At 62.0% G+C, this 22,840-nt stretch carries 20 protein-coding genes and 5 pseudogenes; 15 read left to right on the top strand and 10 right to left on the bottom strand.

The window, feature by feature from the left end:
* Positions 1 to 46: 46 nt before the first annotated feature.
* The 3 genes from ACLI1P_RS12685 to ACLI1P_RS12675 all read left to right on the top strand — a co-directional run bounded on the left by ACLI1P_RS12685 (position 47) and on the right by ACLI1P_RS12675 (position 2,610).
* Positions 47 to 1,042, top strand: a complete 996-nt coding sequence (locus tag ACLI1P_RS12685) for an FtsX-like permease family protein (RefSeq protein ID WP_411709057.1) — start codon at positions 47 to 49, stop codon at positions 1,040 to 1,042.
* Complete coding sequence (locus ACLI1P_RS12680) at positions 1,042 to 1,689, top strand: ABC transporter ATP-binding protein (RefSeq protein ID WP_296133975.1); 648 nt, start codon at positions 1,042 to 1,044, stop codon at positions 1,687 to 1,689. Before ACLI1P_RS12685 ends, ACLI1P_RS12680 begins: the two co-directional genes overlap by 1 nt.
* A gap of 96 nt (positions 1,690 to 1,785) precedes the next feature.
* Positions 1,786 to 2,610, top strand: a complete 825-nt coding sequence (locus ACLI1P_RS12675; protein ID WP_408929781.1) for a TIGR02206 family membrane protein — start codon at positions 1,786 to 1,788, stop codon at positions 2,608 to 2,610.
* A 331-nt stretch (positions 2,611 to 2,941) separates the two neighbouring features.
* Here ACLI1P_RS12675 and ACLI1P_RS12670 read toward each other — a convergent pair whose 3' ends face one another.
* On the bottom strand, positions 2,942 to 3,382 hold the full coding sequence (locus ACLI1P_RS12670) for a hypothetical protein (protein ID WP_411708719.1): 441 nt from the start codon (positions 3,380 to 3,382) through the stop codon (positions 2,942 to 2,944).
* A 219-nt stretch (positions 3,383 to 3,601) separates the two neighbouring features.
* Here ACLI1P_RS12670 and ACLI1P_RS12665 point away from each other — a divergent pair.
* Positions 3,602 to 4,818 (top strand): IS3 family transposase gene (locus ACLI1P_RS12665; protein ID WP_115021451.1). Its coding sequence is split into 2 segments (ribosomal slippage): positions 3,602 to 3,863 and positions 3,863 to 4,818, totalling 1,218 coding nucleotides; the frame shifts between segments, so codons are not numbered across the junction.
* On the opposite strand, the gene ACLI1P_RS12660 is transcribed toward ACLI1P_RS12665, so the two are convergent.
* The 3 genes from ACLI1P_RS12660 to ACLI1P_RS12650 form a co-directional block, all read right to left on the bottom strand.
* A complete protein-coding gene (locus ACLI1P_RS12660) occupies positions 4,815 to 5,768 on the bottom strand; it encodes an integrase core domain-containing protein (RefSeq protein WP_411708718.1) in 954 nt (317 codons plus the stop codon). The genes ACLI1P_RS12665 and ACLI1P_RS12660 overlap by 4 nt on opposite strands.
* A gap of 166 nt (positions 5,769 to 5,934) precedes the next feature.
* A complete protein-coding gene (locus ACLI1P_RS12655) occupies positions 5,935 to 7,491 on the bottom strand; it encodes an NAD(P)H-hydrate epimerase (protein WP_306507886.1) in 1,557 nt (518 codons plus the stop codon).
* A gap of 11 nt (positions 7,492 to 7,502) precedes the next feature.
* Complete coding sequence (locus ACLI1P_RS12650; RefSeq protein WP_411709056.1) at positions 7,503 to 8,312, bottom strand: Fpg/Nei family DNA glycosylase; 810 nt, start codon at positions 8,310 to 8,312, stop codon at positions 7,503 to 7,505.
* 93 nt (positions 8,313 to 8,405) lie between these two features.
* Here ACLI1P_RS12650 and ACLI1P_RS12645 point away from each other — a divergent pair, with 93 nt between their 5' ends.
* The 3 genes and pseudogenes from ACLI1P_RS12645 to ACLI1P_RS12635 form a co-directional block, all read left to right on the top strand.
* Positions 8,406 to 9,902 carry a DUF1846 domain-containing protein gene (locus ACLI1P_RS12645; protein ID WP_411709055.1) on the top strand — a complete coding sequence of 499 codons (1,497 nt, stop codon included), beginning with the start codon at positions 8,406 to 8,408 and terminating at the stop codon, positions 9,900 to 9,902.
* A 73-nt stretch (positions 9,903 to 9,975) separates the two neighbouring features.
* Positions 9,976 to 10,425: pseudogene (locus ACLI1P_RS12640) on the top strand (helix-turn-helix domain-containing protein); the annotation flags it as partial.
* A 19-nt stretch (positions 10,426 to 10,444) separates the two neighbouring features.
* Positions 10,445 to 10,629: pseudogene (locus ACLI1P_RS12635) on the top strand (IS30 family transposase); the annotation flags it as partial.
* On the opposite strand, the gene ACLI1P_RS12630 reads toward ACLI1P_RS12635, so the two are convergent.
* Positions 10,629 to 10,931 carry a transposase family protein gene (locus ACLI1P_RS12630; RefSeq protein ID WP_034991509.1) on the bottom strand — a complete coding sequence of 101 codons (303 nt, stop codon included), beginning with the start codon at positions 10,929 to 10,931 and terminating at the stop codon, positions 10,629 to 10,631. The pseudogene ACLI1P_RS12635 and the gene ACLI1P_RS12630 sit on opposite strands and share 1 nt — an antisense overlap.
* Positions 10,932 to 11,058: 127 nt before the next feature.
* Between ACLI1P_RS12630 and ACLI1P_RS12625 the strand changes: the two genes are divergently transcribed.
* The gene (locus ACLI1P_RS12625; protein ID WP_411709054.1) at positions 11,059 to 11,562 is read left to right on the top strand and encodes an SHOCT domain-containing protein; all 504 of its coding nucleotides are present in this window, start codon (positions 11,059 to 11,061) and stop codon (positions 11,560 to 11,562) included.
* 149 nt (positions 11,563 to 11,711) lie between these two features.
* On the opposite strand, the pseudogene ACLI1P_RS12620 reads toward ACLI1P_RS12625, so the two are convergent.
* Positions 11,712 to 12,807 (bottom strand): annotated as a pseudogene (locus ACLI1P_RS12620) (IS256 family transposase); the annotation flags it as partial.
* A gap of 42 nt (positions 12,808 to 12,849) precedes the next feature.
* On the opposite strand from ACLI1P_RS12620, the pseudogene ACLI1P_RS12615 reads away from it, so the two are divergent.
* A pseudogene (locus ACLI1P_RS12615) lies at positions 12,850 to 13,203 on the top strand (transposase); the annotation flags it as partial.
* A 27-nt stretch (positions 13,204 to 13,230) separates the two neighbouring features.
* Here the strand turns inward: ACLI1P_RS12615 and ACLI1P_RS12610 are convergent.
* Entirely contained in the window at positions 13,231 to 14,574 is a 1,344-nt protein-coding gene (locus ACLI1P_RS12610) for an IS256 family transposase (protein ID WP_411709053.1), read from the bottom strand.
* Positions 14,575 to 14,619: 45 nt separating this feature from the next.
* On the opposite strand from ACLI1P_RS12610, the pseudogene ACLI1P_RS12605 reads away from it, so the two are divergent.
* Both ACLI1P_RS12605 and ACLI1P_RS12600 read left to right on the top strand, forming a co-directional pair.
* A pseudogene (locus ACLI1P_RS12605) lies at positions 14,620 to 15,312 on the top strand (IS30 family transposase); the annotation flags it as partial.
* Between the two features lie 118 nt (positions 15,313 to 15,430).
* Positions 15,431 to 16,372: a rhodanese-related sulfurtransferase gene (locus ACLI1P_RS12600; protein ID WP_306508139.1), complete on the top strand. Its 942-nt coding sequence runs from the start codon at positions 15,431 to 15,433 to the stop codon at positions 16,370 to 16,372.
* Here ACLI1P_RS12600 and ACLI1P_RS12595 read toward each other — a convergent pair.
* From ACLI1P_RS12595 to ACLI1P_RS12585, 3 genes are all read right to left on the bottom strand, one after another.
* On the bottom strand, positions 16,369 to 16,857 hold the full coding sequence (locus ACLI1P_RS12595) for a hypothetical protein (RefSeq protein WP_306508140.1): 489 nt from the start codon (positions 16,855 to 16,857) through the stop codon (positions 16,369 to 16,371). The two genes, ACLI1P_RS12600 and ACLI1P_RS12595, sit on opposite strands and share 4 nt — an antisense overlap.
* Before the next feature lie 17 nt (positions 16,858 to 16,874).
* Entirely contained in the window at positions 16,875 to 17,864 is a 990-nt protein-coding gene (locus ACLI1P_RS12590; protein ID WP_306508141.1) for a universal stress protein, read from the bottom strand.
* 96 nt (positions 17,865 to 17,960) lie between these two features.
* Positions 17,961 to 18,440, bottom strand: coding sequence for a MarR family winged helix-turn-helix transcriptional regulator (locus ACLI1P_RS12585; RefSeq protein ID WP_411709052.1), 480 nt, complete (start codon positions 18,438 to 18,440; stop codon positions 17,961 to 17,963).
* Between the two features lie 146 nt (positions 18,441 to 18,586).
* On the opposite strand from ACLI1P_RS12585, the gene ACLI1P_RS12580 reads away from it, so the two are divergent.
* The 4 genes from ACLI1P_RS12580 (at position 18,587) to ACLI1P_RS12565 (ending at position 22,840) form a co-directional block, all read left to right on the top strand.
* Positions 18,587 to 18,946 (top strand): DUF5318 family protein, encoded by a 360-nt coding sequence (locus ACLI1P_RS12580; protein WP_373692302.1) that lies wholly within the window; start codon positions 18,587 to 18,589, stop codon positions 18,944 to 18,946.
* 76 nt (positions 18,947 to 19,022) lie between these two features.
* Positions 19,023 to 21,254 carry a transglycosylase domain-containing protein gene (locus ACLI1P_RS12575; protein WP_411709051.1) on the top strand — a complete coding sequence of 744 codons (2,232 nt, stop codon included), beginning with the start codon at positions 19,023 to 19,025 and terminating at the stop codon, positions 21,252 to 21,254.
* 9 nt (positions 21,255 to 21,263) lie between these two features.
* Positions 21,264 to 22,655 (top strand): glycosyltransferase family 87 protein, encoded by a 1,392-nt coding sequence (locus ACLI1P_RS12570; RefSeq protein ID WP_411709050.1) that lies wholly within the window; start codon positions 21,264 to 21,266, stop codon positions 22,653 to 22,655.
* The gene (locus ACLI1P_RS12565; protein ID WP_411709049.1) at positions 22,652 to 22,840 is read left to right on the top strand and encodes a hypothetical protein; all 189 of its coding nucleotides are present in this window, start codon (positions 22,652 to 22,654) and stop codon (positions 22,838 to 22,840) included. Before ACLI1P_RS12570 ends, ACLI1P_RS12565 begins: the two co-directional genes overlap by 4 nt.

Raw genomic sequence — 22,840 nt, 5'->3', positions numbered from 1 at the left:
TAGGTGCCCGATTACTTTCCGCGCGCCCGCGACCAGTATGAATACCATGTTCCTTGCATTGAGAGAGATAGTCACCGCCCGCGGTCGTTTCTTCCTGATCGGCGGCGTCGTGGCCCTAATTACGCTGTTGCTCGTTATGCTGTCCGGCCTCACCCAAGGCCTGTCTAAGCAAAATACCTCTGCGCTCGAGGCGCTGGCCGCCCAGACTCCGAACGTGACCTTTTCCACTGAGGAGCCGTCCTTCACGGAGTCCGAGATCCACGCCGACGAGGTGTCCGCCGGTGGGCTGCCGCTGGGTGCGACCCAGACCAAGCTGGAAGGCGAGGGCGGCGTGGCCGTCCTGGGCTTGCCGGCCGGTACGCAAATCCCCGGCACCGATACCTTGGTCCCGGACCGCGGCATGGTGCTCAGCCAGTCCCTCGATGAGTCCCTGAGCTCGCCCGCAGAGGGCACCCTCGGCGGCGTCGACCTGGACGTGCGCGGCGCGGTGCCGGATGAGTACTACTCGCATTCCCCGGTGGTGTGGGTGTCCACCACCACGTGGCAGCAGGTCTCCCACGTCGCGGATGGCGTGGTGGGCGTGGCGCTGCTTACCGACGCCCCGACGGAGACCTCCGTGTCCATGGGCAAGGCGCTGTCTGGCCTCCCGGCGTACAGCTCTGAGCGCGGCTCGCTGCTGACCATGCAGGCCTTCCTTTACGGCATCTCCGCGCTGGTCACCATCGCCTTCCTGAGCATCTGGACCATCCAGCGCACCCGCGACCTGTCCATCCTGCGGGCCCTCGGCGCGAGCGTGACCTACCTGCTCAAGGACGCGATTGCCCAGGCCGCGATCATCCTGGCCGCCGGGGTTGCGGCCGGTGCGCTCGTCGGCTGGCTGCTCGGCCTAGCGGCGCAGGGAACCGTGCCCTTCGAGGTCTCCGTGATGACCGTCATCGTCCCCGCGCTGGGAATCTGGCTGCTCGGCATCGCCGGCGCCTTCCTGGCCACCCGCCGCGTTAGCAAGATCAACCCGCTCGATGCCCTAGGAGGCAACGCCTAATGACTAGCACTACTTCTCCCGCCCTGTCCCTCCGCGACGTCGTGGTCACCTACCCGGACGGCCAGTCCCGCATCACCGCCCTCGACGGCGTGAGCCTGGATGTGCGGCCCGGCGAGCTCACCGCCGTGATCGGCGAATCCGGCTCCGGCAAGTCCACCCTGCTCTCCGTGGCGGCTGGCCTCATCGAGCCGGACTCCGGAACTGTTGAGATGCACGGCACCCGCGGCCTTATCTTCCAGCAGGCCAACCTCCTGGCGTCCCTGACTGCCCGCGAGCAGCTGCTCATCATCGACCACATCGCCGGCACAAAGCCGCGCCAGGACCGCGCCGATGAGCTGCTCCGCTTCGTGGGCCTGGAGGGCTTGGGCAACCGCCGCATGAACCAGCTCTCCGGCGGGCAGCGCCAGCGCGTCAACATTGCGCGCGCGCTCATGGGCCAGCCTTCCGTGCTGCTTGCCGACGAACCCACCTCTGCCCTCGACTCCCAGCTCTCCCGCGAGATTGCCAAGCTCCTGCGCGGTGTCACCGATGATTTCGGCACCGCCACGCTGTTCATCACGCACGACCGCAGCCTGCTCGACTACGCTGACCGCGTCGTGGAGGTCAAGGACGGAAAGCTGTCCGCGTACGCCGACGTGGCGGCCTAAATACCCCCATCGGTCGCCCCCAGTAGTTAATTCAAGGAACTAATTCCCCGCTGGGCGCCCGCGCGGGGCCGGCACCGAGTACATTGTTATCCCGATATGCTTCGCCCCCGACGCCCCCGCGTAACCCCGACCGATTATGAGCGCATGCAGCAGTGGACCCCGCTGCATGCGCTCATGCTGGCCATCACCGTTGCCGCCTGCGGAATCTTCATCGTGGCCGCGCGCCGCGTGCGGGGCACCAGCCGCGAAAAGTTTGCCCGCCAGATGGTGGGCTGGGCCCTGCTGGTGCTGGGAACCGCGTGGACGGTCATCTCCCTGGACCCGAAGCAATTCGACATCCGCGAGTCCCTCCCTCTGCACCTGTGCGATGTGCTGCGTCCCATCCTGGCGCTGGGACTTATCACCGGCAACGAGCACGCGCTGACCCTGACGTACTTCTGGGGCATCATCCTTAACCCGCAGGCCATCATCACCCCGGACGTCATCTACTACTTCTCCCCACGCTGGCTGCGCTTTGCTACCTACTGGTTCTTCCACATCGTGGCACTGGCCGTGCCGCTGGGCTTGACCTTTGGCCTGGGCTACCGGCCGACGTGGAAGGGCTACCGCTTCGCTGTCAAGGTCACGCCCGTGTGGATGGCAATCGCCATGGCAGTCAATGCCAAGACCGACGGCAACTACGGCTTCCTCAATCACGCGCCGGGCAGCCCTTCCATCATCAATTTGTTCGGCCCCTGGCCCGGCTACATCGCGGTGGAGACCCTCGCCGTCATGGCAGCCTGGGCCGGAATGACATGGCCGTGGGAAAACACCTCGCTGCGCCGCGGCACGGTGGCGGTGGGCCCACGCGGGCTCATGCGCAAGTCTGTAGGTACCGCATCCGGTATTCTGCGCCGCGCCACGGTACGTTTTCGTAGATAGTGGTCCGAAAATCGCGAAATTCGAGGACTTCGTTGCGAAAACGTACTTACACGGTGGCGGCTAGGTACGGATCGATCAAATAAGGTCCCAGATCTTCGAATTCTTGGGGTGCTATTTGATCGAAACGTACCTTGCTGCGGAGCTAGCGCCGGGCTAGCGCCGGGCTAGCGCCGGGCTAGCGCCGGGCCTGTTATGTCCATGGACTTTTTGGACACGGAGTCCAGTAACTTTTTGGGCTAGGAGTCCAATGACTTTTTGGACGTGGAGTCTCCCTGCTTTTTGGGCAGGGAGTCTTTGGTGTTTTTGGACAGTCTCTAGCTCGTCTTACCGGTTATGGTTTCTTTCGTCTCGACGGGCGCGGACGCGACAGGATTGGTTTGATCTCTGGTGGCCGGCGGTGCCACATTCCTTCGACATGCCCGATGTTGATCTGTCCGCCGGCTGGACGCTCAAGTAGCTTGATGGGCAGTGGGAATGAAAACAGTGCTTCACCATCATGATCAGTGAAGAACTCAGCGGTGTCATCGGTAACGTGGCTGTATATGAGCCGGTTTTTAAACCGGAGTCCTACATAGAATCCATAGCCCAGGATGCGCACCACTCCGCTTTTGTTGATCCACAGTGTGTCGGGGATACCCCAGGCGTTGCTTGACTGGGCGGATAGACCGTCTACGGTGGGACTGACGGTAGGAGATGATTCTTGCTGGATTGGTTCGTTATCGTCATCGATGGTTGTGGGAGAAGCTGCAACTTCTCCCACAACCGGCGCCATCGCCTCTTTAACCCCATTCTCGATACGATGCTCGTGGTGTATCGCGCTTTCTGAGTGTGTATCCCGGTATGACTTCACAATCTTGGCCCACAGCAGATCCGGGTCAATGGGTTGTGTTGGGGATTGAGCGTGGGCGAAGTGCTCACGGGCTTGGGCTGGTGAGGTTACCCTCGTTTAGTGGACACCCTATTTGTACGGATCTTGTGTCCGTAAGAGAGGATGTTCATTGTGAGTCAACAGCGCAAGAAGTACACGCCGGAGTACCGGCGTGAAGCCGCGAACCTGGTAATCGAGTCAGAGCGACCGATCGCTCATGTGGCTAAGGAAATCGGTGTTTCCGCCGGGCTTTTGGGCCGGTGGGTCAAACTCGAACGTGAACGCCGAGGATCCTCCGATGGGATGAGCGAGGCTGACCTCCGAGCTGAGAATGCTCGTCTGCGCCGGGAGCTGGCAGAAGCCAAGATGGATAACGAGTTTTTGTCAAAAGCGACAGCCTTCTTCGCCGCGAAGCAACGCGAGCAGAAAAGTTCGAACTAATGCAGCAGGAGAAGGCGAACTACAGCATCAAGCGCATGGCACGACTATTAAAAGTATCTCGGTCTGGATACTACAAATGGGCCCATGCGCAGCAGAAACGACTATCCGGCGAAGATGATCGGGCAGCATTTTACGATGATGTTGACCGAAAGATTCATCAGATTTGGAAAGACTCCGATGAGGTTTATGGTGCTCCGCGGATCACCGCAGAGCTTGCCGAGCGCTACCAGATCACCTTGAATCGCAAGACTGTGGCTAAACGGATGCGCATGATGGGCATTGAAGGGATTTCACCGCGTGCCTTTGTCCCGGTGACAACGATTCAAGCCAAGCGTAAGTCAACTCTTCCTGACCTGGTCAAGCGCATGTTTGATACTGGTCAGCTCAACCGAGTGTGGATGTCAGATATTACCTACCTGCGCACCGGTGAGGGCTGGTTGTACTTGTGCGCGGTCCGCGATGGTCATTCCCGCAGGGTACTGGGCTGGGCTATGGATAGCGTTCAAGACACACACCTGGTTGAACGGGCCCTGCGGATGGCGCATACGCTACGCGGTGATGTTCCTGATGGGCTGGTGTTTCACGCTGACCGCGGAACGCAATTTACCAGTGAGAAGCTCTGGGAGGTCTGCCGCAACCTGGGCATTGCCCAGTCTGTGGGGCGTACTGGTGTGTGCTTCGATAACGCGATGGCTGAGTCGTTCTGGTCGACGCTAAAGACTGAATTCTATGACCGGCAGCGCTGGGCGACCCGTGATGCTGCACGCAAGGCCGTTGCCTACTGGATTGAAGTCGTCTACAACCGCCGACGCCGGCACTCTGCACTCGGGATGGTCAGCCCCGTCGACTTCGAAAACCACATTGGTCTAACCACCAGTAGAAAAGAAATAGCTGCCTAACCACTAGGTAGCTCCACTACGTGTCCACGATTTGCGGGCAACCCCACTGGAGTGATGTGCATTTTGCCGACTAGCAGGCCTTGATGGCGGCGCCTGGTGTTGTAAAACTCGCGGTAGTCGTCCAACAGCTGTTGGACGTGCTGAAGTGTCGTAGGTTGGCGTGCATCGAGAAACTTGGTCATGGTTTGATGCGAGCGTTCATCTTTGCCTTGGGTTTGCGGGCCAAAACCTGCAATGGACCAGATACCTTGGGCGGCGAGCCAGCGCTCGGTATCGGACAATCGGCCCCGGTGATAGGTGGCAAAAGCTTCACCGTTATCGGTCAAAAGTTCCTGCGGGCGACCATACGTTTCTATTGCTGCGGCCAAGGTAGTGCGAGCATCGAATCCGTTTTCTTTGGCGGCGAAGGCTTGTGAGCCCAGATCAAACCGGCTGGCATCATCAACCAGCTGGTAGATAGTGATCTGGGTATGTGGAGTGTCAAAGAGTCGGTAGACAAACCCGTCGAGTTGCCACAGCTCATCGACTTTATCGCGTGCCCAGCGTTTATAGCTTTTACGAGGACGTTTACGGGCATTGGCCTCAGCAACACCAGCTTCGTGGAGCCAAAGCGCAATCGTAGACCGTGCCGGTGGGTGCTCTAAACCAAGGTCATCAATGAGGTAGTAATAGATTGACCACGGGCCATAGTCACGTCCCTGGGCCTTGAGCACTGATCGAGCTGTGATGACTTTCTGACGAAGGTGATCATCGTAGATTCTGGCTGGGGAATGCGGGGCGGTGGAGTCAGGCAGGATGCCTGCACGGCCGCGTTGTTCAACGCGGCGTTTGATGTTGGCATAGGTTTGGCGAGATACGCCAATATCCTTGCAGAATTGGGTGACGGTTCGTCCGTCTCTTACTGGGTCGAAGTCCGCTATTTTCTTGCGGAGATGGGTTGAAATAGCCATCTTGGTATTCCAACCCACCGACTGTCCAAAAAGTCTTGAGACATCACGACAAGGAAGTCTTTGGACTCCGTGACCAAAAACTATCTGGACTCCCCGTCCAAAAATCCATTAGACTCCGTGTCCAAAAACTCCATAGACATCACAGGGCTAGCGCCGGGCCACGGAGCTAACGCTTCGCGTTGAGGAGCCGCGCGATGGCCCGTGGAATGGCCGCGGCAATCTGGGAGGCGGAGCAGGGGGCGAAGCCGTCGGGGGTCTCGGCCGCGATGGCTGCCGCGTGAGCGTGGATGGCCCCGGCGTGGAGGACCTCCATGATGACTTCGGCTGGGGACGCGGCGGGAGAGTTGGCCGAAAGCTGGGCGATGACTGCTCCGAGGATCCCGGAGAGCACGTCCCCGGAACCCGGGGTCGCGGCAAAGGAGTGGCCGGCGTTGAAGGAATAAAGCGGCTGGCCCGGGGCAGTGACGCGGGTCAGACGGCCCTTGAGCAGGATGATGCTGTTCAGTTCCTCAGAAAGCTGGTGGAGGGCATCACCCCACGCGGCGGACGGCTCAGTTGAGAAGGTGGCCTCAAAGAGGCGGGTGAACTCGCCCTCGTGCGGGGTGAGGATGGTCATCGGGTGGTTGGTGACTTTCTGGCGCAGGGAGGTGTTGCGCGCCAGAAGCGTGAGGGCGTCGGCATCGATAACGGTGGGCAGGCCCTGCGCCAATACCTTGCGCAGTTCGCTGGCCGCCGCGGAGTCGGTGCCTCGGCCGGGGCCCACGACCCACGCCTGGGCGCGCCCGGCGGAGGCGACATCTGGGTGGCAGACCAGCTCTGGGAGGAGCGAGGTAATGGTGTTGTCACCGATGAAGCGCACCATCGACGGCGTGGCCCGTACCGCCGCGGTGGCGCAGAGAATTCCCGCACCCGGATAGGTCTCGCTGCCAGCAGCCAGGGCGACGACGCCCCCGGAATACTTATCGGAGTGCGCACCCGGGGTGGGATCGGTGATGGGGCCGGTGCAGCCAACCGGCCAGGGTCCACCCTGGTTCCACGCGTACGGCGAGACCACCGTAGGTTCGTGGGCAAGGAAGCCGGCGGGTTCATCGAGGTCAGCCAGGGTTTCGGCGAAGGAAGGCACTTCGCCGGGAAGATGCAGGTCAGCGACCACAACCTGCCCGCACTCGGCGGCCAGCGCGTGGCCCAAGCGCGGGTAACCGAAGGTGACGGTGACATCGGCGTGGACGGCATCCGCAGCGCAGACTCCCGTGTCGGCATCGACGCCGGTGGGCACGTCGACGGCTAGAACTGCGGCCCCGGCAGAAGTGGCGCGGCGGTAGAGCGAAAGCGCGGTGCCGCTCAAACCCCGGGCAGAGCCGAGGCCCGCGATGGCGTCGATAAGCAGCGCGCAGCCTGACGGCAGCTCGGTGTCTGACGGAAGGACCGTGCCGCCCGCGGCGCGGAAGGCTGCCAGCGCCGGTTCGTGGTGCTTGTCGGTGACTAGCGCGTGAACCTCCACGCCGTGCTCAGCCAAGAGCGCGCCGGCGTAGAGGCCATCGCCGCCATTGCCGCCCGGGCCGGCCAGGATGAGCACCGCGCCGGGGCGCGCGGCCAGCATGGTGCCGGCCGCATCCGCCACCGCCGCGGCAGCCAGCCGCATGAGCTGATCTGGCTCTGATTGCTGGGCTAGCAGCCGCTCCTCGGCGGCGCGGACGGTGGCAACGGTATAAGCAGGGCGCATACCCGAAGAGTCTAGCCCTGGCAGGTGGGGCACCAGAAGAGGTTGCGGCCCTGCATCACCTTCTCCTGGATCTCGGTGCCGCACACGTGGCAGGGCTGGCCGGCACGGCGGTAGACGTAGACCTCGCCGCCGTGGTCATCCTTGCGGGGCTCGCGGCCCATGGCCTCCGGGGTGTGTGCGGGGCGGACCGTGTCGATGCGGCCGTGCTGAACGCCGTAGTCCATGAGTTCCACCAGGTCCTCCCACACGGCGTCGAACTCCGCGCGGTCGAGCTGGGTGCCGGGGATGAAGGGGGAGAGCTCCTGGCGGAAGAGGGCCTCGGCGCGGTAGATGTTGCCCACCCCGGCGAAGAGGCCCTGGTCCATGAGCTGGGCGCCGATGCTGCGCCGCGAGGCGTGGACGCGGTCCCAGAGGGAATCCGGGTCGGCGTCTGTGCGGAGAGGGTCTTGGCCCACCTTCGCCACCTTGGCCTGGTAGTCCTCCTCCGTGATGAGCGTGCAGAACTGCGGGCCGCGCAGGTTCGCGGCCGTGGTTCCGTTATCGAGGCGCAGGCGGATCTGGCCCCACACGTCGGCTGCGGGCTCAAAGCGCAGGGAGCCGATGAGGCCTAAGTGAATGTAGATGACGTGGCGCGGATCCGCGGCGTCGAAGTGGATAAAGAGGTGTTTGCCAAAGGCCTCGGCGAGGGTGAGTGAGGAGCCGTCGACAAGCACTGCTTCGGAGGCGAACCTACCCTGCGGGCTGCTCACGGCCAGGGGGCCGCTGCGGAAGTCGGCGTTGAGCGTGCGGGCGAGGCGGTGAATGACATGTCCCTCAGGCATAGGGAAAAGTTTACGCGGCCTTGGTGTTCGGGCCACGTCGGGGTGCTGCTGTAGACTTCATGAGTACTATCCCGTTGGACGGAAGGGCCCATTATGAGGCGCGCGCTCGGTTTTGACCGTGAGAAATATATTGAACTGCAGTCGGAGCACATCAACGCCCGCCGGGAGGAGATCGGCGGCAAGCTCTACCTGGAAATGGGCGGCAAGCTCTTTGATGACATGCATGCCTCCCGTGTTCTCCCCGGATTCACCCCGGACAACAAGATCGCCATGCTGGAGCGCATCAAGGACGATCTGGAAATCCTGATCTGCATCAACGCCAAGGACATCGAGCGTCAGAAGATGCGCGGTGACCTGGGTATTCTTTATGAAGATGACGTGCTGCGCTTGGTGGATGTCTTCCGCGGCCGCGGCTTCTTGGTCAACAACATCGTCATGACCCAGCTGGAGGACGGCAACAGCCAGGCCGAGGCGTTCATTGAGCGCCTGGAGCGGCTGGGGCTTAAGGTGGCGCGCCACCGCGTCATCCCGGGCTATCCCTCCAACATCGACCTCATTGTCTCGGAAGAGGGGCTGGGCAAGAACGACTACGTGGAGACCACCCGTGACCTTGTGGTGGTCACCGCGCCGGGGCCGGGCTCCGGCAAGCTGGCCACCGCGTTGTCGCAGGTCTACCACGAGAACGTCCGCGACGTGCAGGCAGGCTACGCCAAGTTTGAAACCTTCCCCATCTGGAACCTCCCGCTGGATCACCCGGTGAACCTGGCGTACGAGGCCGCGACGGTGGACCTTAACGATGCCAACGTTATCGACCACTTCCACCTCTCCGCCCACGGCGAGTCCACGGTGAACTACAACCGCGACGTCGAGGCCTTCCCGCTGCTCAAGTCCCTGCTGGAGCGCCTGACCGGCACGGTGCCGTACCAGTCCCCGACGGACATGGGCGTCAACATGGCGGGCTTCTGCATCACTGATGACGCCGTGTGCCGCGATGCGTCCAAGCAGGAGATCATTCGCCGTTACTTCAAGGCGCTGGTGGAGGAGGCCCGCAACGGACTGGACTCCACCCAGTCCGAGCGCGCGGCCGTGGTCATGGCCAAGGCCGGCATCAAGTCCACCGACCGCCCGGTGGTGCTGCCGGCGCGGGCGAAGGCGGAGGAGACCGAGGGGCCGGCGTCGGCGCTGCAGCTGCACGACGGCACCATTATCACCGGCCGCACCTCCCCGCTGCTGGGCTGCTCCGCGGCCACCCTGCTCAACGCCTTGAAGCACCTGGCGGGCATTGACGACGACCTCCACCTGCTGTCCCCGGAGTCCATCGAGCCGATTCAGACTCTGAAGACCAAGCACCTGGGGTCTCAGAACCCGCGCCTGCACACCGACGAGGTGCTCATCGCCCTGTCGGTCTCGGCGGCGAAGGACGAGAACGCGCGCCGCGCGCTCGACGCACTCAAGGAGCTCGAGGGCTGCGACGTGCACACCACCACCATCCTGGGCTCGGTGGATGAAGGCATCTTCCGCAACCTGGGCGTGCTCGTGACCTCCGACCCGGTCTTTGCTCGCAAGAGCGCGCTGTACCAGAAGCGCTAGACCCGGCAAGGCCCCTGCCCCGCATTTCCCCAGACCTGCACCCCGAAAGTCCCTGCGTGCTGTCAAGGGGTGAATGCGCCACTTCGACCGGGAGGTAGTTGTGACGCGTTGGACTCCGAAGGATGTTAAGGATGTTGCTATTGAGCGCGTGGTGGCAGGCGAGGCAGTTTGTCTGGTTGCGCGTGATGTGGGTGTGGGTCCCGATACGGTTTACGGTTGGTTGAGGGTTAGAGGTGTCGAACCTCCTGGCAGGCGTGCGAGTCGTCTGCGTGATCCGTTTGTCCGTGAGGCTGTTGGGTTGGTGCGTGCAGGTATGTCGATCAATCAAGCAGCACAGACTGTTGGATTATCGACTGGCGTCCTTCACAGCAGGTTGAAGAAAGCTGGTGTAATCGAAGTGCGGCCTAGACGCGCACGTTTGTCACCTGATGAGCGTGCCCAGGCCGTGGAGCGAGTGCTTGCTGGTGAGAGCTGTCAGACTGTGGCTGATGCTGTCGGTGTGCATCCTTCTACCGTGTATGAGTGGATAAGGAAGCAACGGTATGCGCAATTACGCCGGCAGCGACACCGCAGAACGCCTGATGAGGCGGTGGTGTCTATGCCAGATACAGGCAAGAAGCTGGGTAAAGATACTGTTATGCCAGCACCGTTGAAAACTCAGGCCGTTGATGGATTTCCTAGCGCCGCTTTAGATAAACAGGGCATGGTAGGGCGTGGTCGCAGGCTTCACTGACGTCGCTTTATTAGGTGTACTGACCGGGTACGTTGCGGGCACGCCGGTTCGGCGCACCGCCACAGCCGCTTGCGCCACACCAGCAGCACCGGCCGCCCCGCCGAGGGGATGTCACGCACCAGATGCTCACGCCGGCCGTGGGCCACCGCGACCACCCCGCACCGCGGGCACCCGGTCACCGACTCGGAGGTCTCCACCAACAGCTCCAGCTCACCGCCGTACTCACCGACGGCAAGCACCACCAACCCCGAGATGCCGAGCATCGCAGCGGGCAGGACGGTAGCCTCAACACTCACCTGGGACTCCTCTCGATCCGTTGCTTGGTCGCTACGAATCGTGGAGTCCCAGGCCCGTCTTCACCAGCCCAACTCGGTCAGCGCGTCGCAACCCGGCTACCACGCTTGGTGAGGAAAAGCTGCTAACATGGTTCGGCTACGGCCCGGGCACGTCCTTGTTCCTAACCGTCGTGCGCTGGGGTCCGCGTGGACCGCTCGGCCAGCGTCCATCCAGTCAGGAGGCAGTCAGCAAATGTTCGACGACAACGGCTCATTCCTACTCGCCATGTTCGAGTTCTTCATCTTCTTCGCATGGTTCATGTCCCTGTGGTGGATCTTCGGAGATCTCTTCCGCAGCAAGGACCTCGGCGGCTTCGCGAAGGCGCTGTGGGTGGTGTTCATCCTCGCGCTGCCGTTCATCGGAATGCTCGCGTACCTGCTTGTTCGAGGTCGGGGGATGACCGACCGCGCGGTCGAGGCGCGCCAGGAGCTCCAGCAGCGGCAGGATGAGTACATCAAGTCCGTCGCCGGCGGCTCCGCCGGATCGAGCCCGACCGATGAGATCGCCTCGGCGAAGGCCCTTCTCGACTCGGGAGCGATTACCCAGCAGGAGTTCGACCAGATCAAGGCAAGGGCGCTCTCCTCGGTCTGACCCTGGTCCGCTCCCTCGCCAGCCGCAGCGTCGCGGTCCGAGGGCGGCCATCCGGCGCGGCCTAGGTATTCGCCAAGTGTGCGGCTTGCGCGCGCGAGCAGGCGCATACCGGGCAGAGGGTGTCCGATTGTTTGTGTGCGGGGGGTGGTTTACAAGTAGTCCGCGAATCGGTCGGGGTAAGCCACGGCTAGTTGGTTGATGGCTTGTTTCCACCCGGTGGCTTTCGCTCCTTCAATATAGCCGTTGCACTCAATGTTGCGCTTTGCTTTCTTCGCTCGCTGGGCGGCACGCTTGTTCGATGTTGCAGATCATCAGCCACAGCGTTTTCTGCGCCGCGGTATCGTTCGGGAATTGGCCCCTGTTGCGGGTAGCTTTACGCAGTTCAGCATTCAGCGACTCGATTGAATTGGTGGTGTAGAGCACCCGGCGTACCGCCGGCGGAAACTGCAGAAACGGCACGAACCGCTCCCAAGCGTCGCGCCAGACTTTGACCGACTGCGGGTATTTCCGGCCCAGTTCACTGGCTTCGAACGCATCCAAGGCGGCACGGGCGGTGTCCTCGTTTGCGGCCGTGTAGACCTCACGCAGCGCCCGGGAGACACCTTTGCGGTCCTGATACGACACCCACCGGTTCGTAGCCCGAATCAGGTGCACAATGCAGGTCTGCACCATGGAATTCGGCCAGGTTGCCTCCACGGCTTCCGGCAAGCCTTTGAGCCCGTCGCAGCACACAATGAACACGTCCTGGACACCGCGGTTGGCCAGATCCGCGCACACCGATGCCCAGAATGCAGCGCCTTCATTGTCGGCGATCCACATTCCCAGGATGTGCTTGATGCCGTCCATGTCGACACCAACCGCCATATAGCAGGCTTTGTTGACCACGTGGTGGCCGTCACGGATTTTCACGCGTAGCGCGTCGAGGAAGATCACCGGGTAAAACTCGTCGAGCTGGCGGTTTTGTCAGATCATGACCTCGTCTAACACCGCATCGGTAATGGTGCTGATCGTATCCGGGCTCATATCCACCCCAAGGGTGGTCGCGAGGTGATGCTGGATATCGCGCACTGTCATCCCGCCGGCGTAGAGCGAGACGATCATGTCGTCGAGTTCTGTGAGCCGGCGTGCGCCCTTGGGCACCATCCGGGGAGTAAACGTGCCGGCACGATCCCTGGGCACGGTCACTTCCACCGCGCCGTAGCCAGAATTGACGGTCTTGGTGTACGACCCGTTGCGGTGATTGCTCTCCTGCGCGGTTTCCACCTGGGCTTTGGCCTTGCGGTCGGAATGGCTATTGAAGCGGGATGTCGTGTCGGTGATTCGGCACGTGCCATCGCGCAGAAAATCAATCGGCACCACAGTGTTGTCGCCCGTGAAATCACCCGTAATGGGTGGAAGATTATCGGTGAAGACGGCGAAGAGCAGTTGCGGTATAACGCCCACAACGCTGCTGTTTCTACTGCTGGTCGGATGGTGCGGCCAAAACTACGCAAGCTCGATGAAAGCCCAACGCTTCGGGGTGTAGTGGTCGATTGCCTTGCCCGCAGGTGGTCCCCTGGGCGCATTAGTGCATGGCTTGAGCATGTTTTCAGCGATGATGAAAGCATGCGTATTTCCCACGAAGCGATTTACAGGAGCGTGTCAAGTTGTTTGTGTGTGGGGCTAGGTTTATAGGTATTTGTCGAAGCGGTCGGGGTAGGCCACGGCCATTTGGTTTATAGCTTGTTTCCAGCCGGAAACTCGGGCTCCTTCCATGAGTCTGCCGGCTGTCGCTGAGACTCGTTTGCCCTGCTTTGCTCTCTTTGCAGCGCGTTTGTCTTCGATATTGCAGATCATCAGCCACAGCGTCTTCAGCGCTGATTCATCGTTGGTGAACTGCACCCTGTTGCGGGTAGCTTTACGCAGTTCATTGTTGAATGATTCAATCGAATTCGTCGTATAGATAACCTTTCTGGCCGCTGGTGGGAACTGCAGAAACGGTACGAAACGCTGCCAAGCATCTCGCCAGACCTTGACTGAGCGTGGATACTTTTCTCCCAATTCAGAGGCTTCAAAATCGTCTAAGGCAGCCTTAGCTGTGGACTCATCCGCGGCGGTGTAAATCTTTTTCAACGCAGCCGATACGCCCCGGCGATCCCCGTAGGCTACCCACCGGTTAGCTGCACGAATCAGGTGCACGATACAGGTTTGCACCATAGAGTTCGGCCACGTTGCCTCGACTGCTTCAGGCAGGCCTTTAAGCCCGTCACAGCAGACGATAAAGACGTCTTTGACCCCACGGTTAGAAAGATTGGCGCATACCTGCGCCCAAAATGAAGCGCCTTCTTCTTTGGCAATCCACAATCCCAAAATGTGCTTGATACCGTCAAGATCCACACCGATTGCCATGTACGCGGACTTGTTGACCACTCGGCCACCATCACGGACTTTAATGCGCAACGCATCCAGGAAAATGACCGGGTAGAACTCATCTAGCTGGCGGTTTTGCCAGACCATGACCTCATCGAGGACAGCATCGGTGACTGCGGAAATCGTCTCATGGGAAATATCAACCCTCATCGCCGTTGCCATATGGTGCTGGATGTCCCTAATTGTCATCCCACCGGCATACAAGCTGACGATCATGTCATCGACATCAGTCAAGCGCCTAGAACCTTTAGGAACCATAGTCGGCAAGAATGTACCAGCCCGATCCCTCGGGACATCAACGGTTACTGGCCCGTAGTTAGAATCCACGGTCTTTGGATACGACCCGTTGCGGTAATTGTCTGTCCCGGCAGCAGCTTTAGCGCTCCTGTCGCCAGACTCGTAGCCCAAATGGGCATCCATTTCAGCATTGAGCCCCCTGGTAATCGAGGCCTGCAACATGCCGCGAACCAGGTCATTGGCATCCGTTGTAGACGTGCCTAGGTCATCAATCAGCTTCGCGATCTCAGGGTTAGCAAGCAGCTTCTTTTCAATCGCATCAATCTTGGCCTTATCAGCCGGATCTCGTCGTGCCACGGTAGTCATTCTGGTCCATCTCCTCATGCAGGTTAGGTACCCACACACAAACCATCAGACACTCTCATTTACAGTGCCTTGTACATTCAAGGCAGAGGCAGCCTGCGCGCCGAGCTTGAAGAAGTCATGAAGACCAAAGACGTACTTATCCGCGGCGGCGTAACCCGCAAACGTCGTGCCCGAAACGCTGGCGTGTTAACTGGTCGCCCTTGGATCAAAGGTGCTGAGATTACCCACCGCAGCCCGGAGGCTGATGACAGGACTATCCCCGGGCACTGGGAAGGCGATCTTGTCATTGGTAAAGGTGGCAAAAGCGCGCTGATTACCCTAGTAGAGCGCACCAGCCGTTACACCCTGCTTGGGCGCCTTCCCGATGAGCACAGTTCACACACCGTGGTCGCAACCCTGCAGAACATGGTCAAAGACCTCAACATCGAGCAGCTAAAGACCATCACGTGGGACCAAGGGGTGGAAATGGCTGTCACAGCACAAGTCCAGATCAAAGACGGCTGCCAGGTCTTCTTCTGCGACCCGCACTCACCGTGGCAGAGACCAACCAACGAGAACACCAACGGCGAGATCAGGCGCCGGTTCTACAAAAAAGGAACCGACTTTGCCACCGTCGCACCCGAACATGTCGCGTGGGTGCAAAACGAGCTCAACGAAACTCCCCGGCAAATCCTCGGTGGCGCAACCCCACGTGAAATACTAAACGAACTATTCAAGCGTGGCGCATCCACCGCTTGATTCCGCCCTGGTGGGTGGTGGGGCGTCGGCAAGCGCTTGGCGACGCTGAACTGCATGTTTCGGGTTCCAGGTCTGGGGGTTTGGGGCTTTGCTCTTTGCGGGGCCTAGACTTGCGAGCGTGACTATTGGCAAGATTCTCCTCTATTACTGCTTCACTCCCATCGAGGACCCCACCGCCATCATGCTGTGGCAGCGCTCCCTGTGCGAGAAGCTGGGACTGAAGGGCCGCATCCTCATCTCGGAGCACGGCATCAACGGCACTGTGGGCGGCGACATGGACGCCTGCAAGCGCTACGTGCGTGAGACCCGCGAGTACCCGGGCTTCAAGAAGATGGAGTTCAAGTGGTCCGAGGGTAGGGCGGAGGACTTCCCGCGCCTCTCGGTCAAGGTGCGCGAGGAGATCGTGGCCTTCGGCGCGCCGGGCGAGCTCAAGGTGGATGAGAACGGAGTCGTCGGGGGCGGGGTGCACCTGAAGCCGGAAGAGGTCAACAAGCTGGTGGAAGAGCGCGGCGATGAGGTCGTCTTCTTCGACGGCCGCAACGCCATGGAGGCGGAAATCGGCAAGTTCAAAAATGCCGTCGTCCCGGACGTGAAGACCACGCACGATTTCATCGCGGAGCTCGAATCCGGCAAGTACGACTGGATGAAGGATAAGCCGGTGGTGTCCTACTGCACCGGCGGTATTCGCTGCGAGATCCTGTCTTCGTTGATGAAGAACCGCGGCTTTAGTGAGGTCTACCAGATTGATGGTGGCATCGTGCGCTACGGCGAGAAGTACGGCAACGACGGGCTGTGGGAAGGCTCCATGTACGTCTTTGACAAGCGCATGCACCACGAGTTTGGCCAGGGCCTGGAGGATCCGGGCTTCATTCAGCTGGGTCACTGCGTGCACTGCGGGAAGGGGACGAACACCTTCCACAACTGCATCAACGAGGACACCTGCCGGCAGCAAGTGCTCATCTGTGATGACTGCATCCAGCACGTAGAAACCCAGCACTGCGGGCGTGAGGACTGCGCGGAGGTTGCGGCCAGCCTGGCGCGGGCTGCGCAGGAGTCCTAGAGCTCGGGGGCCAGCAGAATCTGGATGTCGGTGATGCACCAGAGCATGAAGTGGCCCACCATCACCCAGAAGATGGCCATCCAGCCGCGCCAGCGCACGTAGCTCTTTAGCTTGCGCACCATGATGACGGCGCAGCCGATCATTCCCAGGAAGGGCAGCACCACCGTGGTGGTGGCGTAGATGGTGCGTTGCTGCTTGGTGCACAGCCACGCGGCCAGCTCCGCCGAGTGGCACTCCTGACCGCCGCCGGTAAATTTCAGGATGCCGACCAGGATGAGGGCGTAGACGGCAGAGGCCGCGATAATGCCCACCATGAACCACAGCGCTTGGCGGGTGGAGCGGCGGTTCGCGGCGGCGACGGCGAGGGGATCGGGGGCGTCGGCAAGCTCGTCGAACGTCTGCGGCTCCGGGCGGCGCAGGTTGGTGTAGTCCGCGTCGCTGACTTCGTCTGAGGTGAGGTCGTTCTCGGGGTGCTCTGCTGCCATGCTGTGTAGTCTAACGCTTAGTCTGCGGCGGCTGTGTCAGGCGTGCTGGTGGGGCTGACCAGCACGGGAACGCGCACGTGCGGCAACAGCTCCGTGGCGGTGCTGCCGATGAAGACGCGGGCAATGGGGCCCATGGGGGAGGAACCCAAGCACAGAAGGTCCCCCTTCTTCCACTTCAGCGAGTCCACCGCGCCGGCCCAGCCGTTGCCGCTGCCGATGGCCGTGGTGACGTCGAGCTCCGGGAAGTGCTCGGAGACGATGTCGTGGGCGCGGTCCAAGAGGGAAAGCGAATGCTCGCGCCAATTCGGAGCGTCGGCGGGGAAGGTATCGGAGTATTCCAGGGGGACGTCGATAAGCCCCTTGGCAGAAAACGCCAGGATGCGCAGCGGCAGACCCGCGTGGTTGGCCACGCATGCTGCGCGCAGCAGCGCCGGATCGTCGTCCACGCCGCGGTCCGTAAACGCGAAGTTGATGCGGGTCACGCCGTGCTTGGAGAGCTTGATGCCGCGGGGGCTCAGCCCCAGCGGGAGCGGCGAATAGTGCAGCAGGGCGTCCGCCGTGGAGCCGGAGAAGAAGCGGCCCTTCGGCGCCGATTGGTTGGCGCCCAACAAGATGACGTCTGCCTTAAAGTCCTGCGCCATCTCCTCCAGCAGTTGGGGGCGGTCCGGGCCGGCCACCAGCACCGAGACGTTCTTATCCAGCTGGGACTTGTCCACGCCGGCGTGGTCGAGGGCCGCGCGCACGGCCTCCTCGCACTTCCCGCGCTCCTTTTTAAACCACTTCTTGTAGGAGCCGGTGAGCTTGCTTAGGGAGGTCACCGTAAAAGGCTGGGAGATGGTGGAGACCACCCGAATCTTTACTGCGGTGGTGCGCGCTAGCCACGCTGCGAAATCGATCGCCTCAGTGCCCGCGGAGCTGGGGCTCCACGACACGAGGATGCGGATCGGGGTGCTCGGGACCCCACTAGGAAGAGAAGCCTCGGACGGGCACGGAGATTTCTTAGCCATTCACCTAAAGTTTCGGAGTTGTTTTCCTTAGTGTTATCAGTATTATCAACCCCTGCAGGCAGAAAAATAAAATCCGAAAAATGGCTCCAGAAAGGTCTATTTACCGTCCATGATGGGGTGGTAAACATCCGCCAGCTTGGAGATCAGGTTCACCAGCAGGTCAGCGTCCTTAATGTCCTCCGGCTCGAGCCAGCGGAGAATCTCTGCCAAAGCCGCCGCGCGCTGGCGGGAGACAATGGTCAGCTCCGATTCGCCCAGCTGGGTCAGGGCCACGAGCACGCCGCGGCGGTCCTTCTCATCGCGGTGGCGTTCCACAAAACCGTGGCGCTCCAATTGGTACAGCGCATTCGACGCGGTGGGCATGCGAATGAGCTCCGCTTGGGCGATGGTGCTCACGCGTGACGGGCCGCGCAGGCACAACTGGTTCATGATGGACACTTGCGACGTGGTCAATGACGTGCCCTCGGTGGTGCGCTGGAAAATTAGCATCAGCTTGTTCAGGGAGGGCTGGATCTGGCGGGCGACGTCCAGGGCTTCCTCGTAGGAGGTGGGGGACTCCACGTTTTCTTCACTCATGGAAAATAAGTGTAGCGATTTGTGGGTTGCGGCGGTAGTTCGTCCACTAAAAAATTAGCTTTTGCGTGGAGAAGTAGTTGCCGGTGGCCTAGATCGCCGGGCCGCGCACCATTACACTGTCCCGGGTGAATTCACCGTCAAAGCATGTGGAGCGCCGCAACGAAGTCTCCTATGAGTGGGAACGCGCCCAGCACCTGCGCGACTTTCAGGCGGGAAAGCTGGGCCGGGACGAGCTCTGTGACGCGGACTTTCTTCTCCGAGCCGCTGCCGAACACCACGGCGTGGACATGCACAAGGCATGCCCGGTCTGCGGCCAGGGCCTGCGCCTGACGCACTGGGTGTACGGCGATGCGCTGGGGCGGCGCTCAGGAAGCGCGCGCCGCGAGCGGGAAATCGCCGACATTGCGGCCGAGGGGCTGGAATTTACCGTCCATGACGTAGAAGTGTGCCCGGCATGCCGCTGGAATCATCTGCTGCGGGCCGCCACCGTCTATGCTCTAGGTTAGTTTTGGCTTCCCAGTTCACCCCGGTAAGCTGCATATATTTACAGTTTCTGTACAGGATTGATGAGGACACGGATCAGTGACCGAAAAGGAAACGTCCCAGCAAAAGCCATCGCGCCATAGGAAGGCGACGCCGACAAAGGCCAAGCGCTCCGGCCACCGCAAGCGCAGGTGGCCGTGGATCGTGCTCGTCACCCTGCTGGTGATCGTGGCCGTCCCCGCGGCTCTCTTTGGCTACGCGTATACGCAGTACGACGTCCCGGACCCCAAGGACGTGCAGGCCAGCCAGGTCTCCACCATCGTCGCCGGCGATGGCCAGACCCAGCTGGCTAAGCTCGTCCCGCCGGAGGGCAACCGCCGCCAGGTGAGCCTGGATGAGATCCCGGACTACGTGGAGGACTCCGTGCTCGCCGCGGAGGACCGCGAGTTCTGGACCAACTCCGGCTTCTCCTTTACCGGCCTGGGCCGCGCGGTGCTGGGCAAGCTCACCGGTGACAGCACCGCGGGTGGTGGCTCCACCATTACCCAGCAGTACGTGAAGAACACGCTGGTGGGCGACGAGTACTCCTACGTGCGCAAGATCCGCGAGCTCATCTACTCCGTGAAGATGACCAACGAGTGGTCCAAGGAAGAGATCCTCAACGCCTACCTCAACACCGTCTACTTCGGCCGTAATGCCTACGGCATCGAGGCAGCCTCCAACGCCTACTTTGATAAGGACGCCAAGGACCTGACGGTGGAGGAGGGCGCCATGCTCGCCGGCCTGATTCAGTCCCCGTCCGTGCTCGACCCGTGGGTCGATGAGGAAGACTCCCAGGCACGATGGAACTACGTCATGGATGGCCTGGTGGAGATGGGAGACCTGGACCAGGCCGAGCGCTCGCAGATGGCCTTCCCGCAGACGCGCGATCCGTCCGAGTACTCCGCCTACACCGAGGCGCCGGGCGCCTACGGTCACATCAAGAACCAGGTGATTGATGAGCTCTCCCGCGTCGGCATCACGGAGGAACAGGTGGCGACCGGCGGCCTCAAGGTGACGACCACCATCGACATGACGGTGCAGAACGCGTCGACCGACGCCGCCCACGCCCAGCTGGAGCCTCTGCAGGATGACGCCCGCACGGCAGCCGTGACCATCGACCCGGCGACGGGTGCGGTTCGCGGCTACTTCGGTGGCGATGATCCCAACGGCTGGGACTACGCCAACTCCCCGCTGCAGACCGGCTCGACGTTTAAGATCATGGCGCTCGCCGCCGCCCTCCAGCAGGGCATCGGGCTGGAGACCAACTACTCCACGGCGCCGTATCAGCTGCCGGGATCCCAGACGGTCAACAACGTCGGCGGTGGCTGCGGTACCTGTTCCATCGCGGAGGCGCTGAAGAACTCCTACAACACCTCCTTCCTGCGCCTCCAGGATGACCTGGAAAACAAGATGCAGGACACCGCGGACATGGCGCACGCGCTCGGTGTGGCGCGCAGCCTGCCGGGAATCGAGAAGACGCTGACGGAGAACGGCGGCACCCCGTTCGAGGGCGTGGTCCTGGGCCAGTACCAGTCCCGCCCGCTCGACATGGCCACCGCCATGGCAACGCTGACGAACCAGGGCGTGTGGCACCAGCCGCACTTCGTGGAGAAGGTGGAGAACTCAGCCGGTGAGGTCCTCTACGAGAACCCGACCGATGCCGGTGAGCGCCGCGTCTCCGCCAACGTGGCCAACAACGTTCTGAAGGCCATGGGCCCGGTGGCTGCGTGGTCCAACGGCGCGCTGGCGGGCGGGCGCCCGTCGGCGTCTAAGACGGGTACGACCCAGCTGGGTGACTCTGGTCTGAACAAGGACGCCTGGATGGTCGGCTCCACCCCGCAGCTGGCCACCGCCGTGTGGGTCGGTACTGCGGACAACACCTCCGCTATCTACAACAGCTCCGGCGGAATCATGTACGGCTCCGACGCTCCGACGAGGATCTGGAAGTCCATCTTGGACACCTCGCTTGTCGACGTCGAACAGCAGGCCTTCCCGCAGGCTTACCCCATCAACTACGGCGTTGGTTCCTGGGGCTCCGGCTACGTCTACGACCCGAGCCAGACCCAGAGCTGGACGCAGTCTCCCGCGGCGCCGGAAGCCGTCACCCCGGAGGGTGGCGAGGACCCCGCGCCCGAGACGGACGGCCAGGGCGAAGGCGGCGGAGAGAACGGCGGTGACCCCGCCCCGGCTCCGGAACAACCGGCCCAGCCGGCGCAGCCTGAGCAACCGCAGCAGCCGAACATTGAAGAACTCATAGGCGATGGCCTAGATCAGTTACTCAACCAATAGGAGAACGTGGTGAGCCAGAAGCTAATCCCGCTCTCCTCCGAGTCTCTGTCCCGCGGCGCCGTCGCTGCCGTGGGCGGACCGTTGGGGCGCTTCGCCCGCATTCCCCGTTCGAGCTGGTGGTCACCCCTGCGGGTGGTCATCACCCTGGCGTGGACCTTCCTGGCCTGTGGCTTTTTGAGCAAGGCCACCTGCGCCGGCAGCCGCGCGGCCGACGACGGGACCATCAGCCTGAACTGGGACGGCAACCGCCAGTACACCTCCTTCTGCTACAACGACATCGTCCCGCTCTATGGCGGGCGTGGCCTGGATGAGCCGGGTTTCCCCTACGCGTACTCGTGGGTAGAGGATGGCCTGACCCGCTACATGGAGTACCCGGTGCTCGCCGGCATGTTCCAGGGCGGCGTCGGCTGGCTGGCGCGCACCACCTACCCGGCGGTGAAGTGGCTCGGCATGGCGGAGGTCAGCTGGTACTTCGGGCTTACCGCCCTCATCATGGCCATGGTGTGGATTGGCACTGTGGTCATGGTCTTCCGCCTGACGGGCAACCGCGCCTGGGACACCATCCTCATGGCGGCGAGCCCGCTCGTGGTTATCCACGCCTTCACCAACTGGGACATCCCTTCCATTGCGTTTATGGTGGGCGCGCTCTACGCGGTGACTAAGCACAAGAACTGGCTCGCTGGAGTGCTGGTGGGCCTCGGTACCGCCTTTAAACTCTGGCCGCTGTTCATCCTGGGCGCCTTCCTCGTCCTGGCTATCCGCAACCGGCGCTGGGTGCCGTTCCTGCAGATGCTCTGCGGCACGGTGCTGGCGTGGCTCGTGGTCAACGTCCCGATTGCGTTGAAGTACCCGGACGCGTGGCGTGAGTTCTTCCGCCTTAATCAGGAGCGCGGCGCCGAGTGGACCACCATCTACGCGGTGCTCAGCCGTATCTTCGGCATCAACTTCGAGCCGGACTTCCTCAACACCTTCTCCCTCGTGGGCTTCCTGGCCTGCTGCGCGGCCATCGCCGTGGCGGGCCTGCGAGCACCCCGGACCCCACGCGTCGGCGAGATGATCTACCTCATCGTCATGGCGTTCCTGCTCTTTAACAAGGTGTGGTCTCCGCAGTACTCCCTGTGGCTGCTGGTGCCGGCGGTGCTGGCGCTGCCGCGCTGGCGTCTCATCATGAGCTGGGCGCTTGCCGACGCCTTAGTGTGGCCCATCCTCATGTGGCACATGCTAGGAAGCGACAACAAGGGCCTGCCACAGGAGATGCTCGATCTGGCCGTGCTGACCCGTGATGGCTTCATCGTGGCCATCGGCGTCCTGGTCCTGCGACAGATGTGGGGCAAGTCCGAAGACAAGGTGCGTGCCGCGCACGGCGGGCGGGACCCGTTGGTGGGGGACTTCGCGCGATGATCCTCACCCTCATCGGCATCGTGTCCATCACGCTGGGGTTCTTCTGCGTGCTGGGCGCCTACTACCTGTACCAGCGCTCGGAGGACCGGGCGTGGCCCCTGGTGCTGGGCCTGCTGGCGCTGCTGTTCCTCACGGTGATTCCCGCGGGCAGCGCCATCTTCTTCGCCACCACGATGCGCAGCTAG

The organism is Corynebacterium tardum (assembly GCF_046717785.1).
Classification (GTDB): domain Bacteria; phylum Actinomycetota; class Actinomycetes; order Mycobacteriales; family Mycobacteriaceae; genus Corynebacterium.
The sequence above is the reverse complement of the archived record's forward strand: the minus strand, read 5'-3'. Positions and strand labels throughout refer to the sequence as shown.

Excerpts from the sequence above, each read along its gene's own strand:
- ACLI1P_RS12685 (WP_411709057.1), top strand. The coding sequence starts at position 47 with ATGTTCCTTGCATTGAGAGAGATAGTCACCGCCCGCGGTCGTTTCTTC.
- ACLI1P_RS12680 (WP_296133975.1), top strand. The coding sequence starts at position 1,042 with ATGACTAGCACTACTTCTCCCGCCCTGTCCCTCCGCGACGTCGTGGTC.
- ACLI1P_RS12675 (WP_408929781.1), top strand. The coding sequence starts at position 1,786 with ATGCTTCGCCCCCGACGCCCCCGCGTAACCCCGACCGATTATGAGCGC.
- ACLI1P_RS12670 (WP_411708719.1), bottom strand. The coding sequence starts at position 3,382 with ATGGCGCCGGTTGTGGGAGAAGTTGCAGCTTCTCCCACAACCATCGAT.
- ACLI1P_RS12660 (WP_411708718.1), bottom strand. The coding sequence starts at position 5,768 with ATGGCTATTTCAACCCATCTCCGCAAGAAAATAGCGGACTTCGACCCA.
- ACLI1P_RS12655 (WP_306507886.1), bottom strand. The coding sequence starts at position 7,491 with ATGCGCCCTGCTTATACCGTTGCCACCGTCCGCGCCGCCGAGGAGCGG.
- ACLI1P_RS12650 (WP_411709056.1), bottom strand. The coding sequence starts at position 8,312 with ATGCCTGAGGGACATGTCATTCACCGCCTCGCCCGCACGCTCAACGCC.
- ACLI1P_RS12645 (WP_411709055.1), top strand. The coding sequence starts at position 8,406 with ATGAGGCGCGCGCTCGGTTTTGACCGTGAGAAATATATTGAACTGCAG.
- ACLI1P_RS12625 (WP_411709054.1), top strand. The coding sequence starts at position 11,059 with ATGGTTCGGCTACGGCCCGGGCACGTCCTTGTTCCTAACCGTCGTGCG.
- ACLI1P_RS12610 (WP_411709053.1), bottom strand. The coding sequence starts at position 14,574 with ATGACTACCGTGGCACGACGAGATCCGGCTGATAAGGCCAAGATTGAT.
- ACLI1P_RS12595 (WP_306508140.1), bottom strand. The coding sequence starts at position 16,857 with ATGGCAGCAGAGCACCCCGAGAACGACCTCACCTCAGACGAAGTCAGC.
- ACLI1P_RS12590 (WP_306508141.1), bottom strand. The coding sequence starts at position 17,864 with ATGGCTAAGAAATCTCCGTGCCCGTCCGAGGCTTCTCTTCCTAGTGGG.
- ACLI1P_RS12585 (WP_411709052.1), bottom strand. The coding sequence starts at position 18,440 with ATGAGTGAAGAAAACGTGGAGTCCCCCACCTCCTACGAGGAAGCCCTG.
- ACLI1P_RS12565 (WP_411709049.1), top strand. The coding sequence starts at position 22,652 with ATGATCCTCACCCTCATCGGCATCGTGTCCATCACGCTGGGGTTCTTC.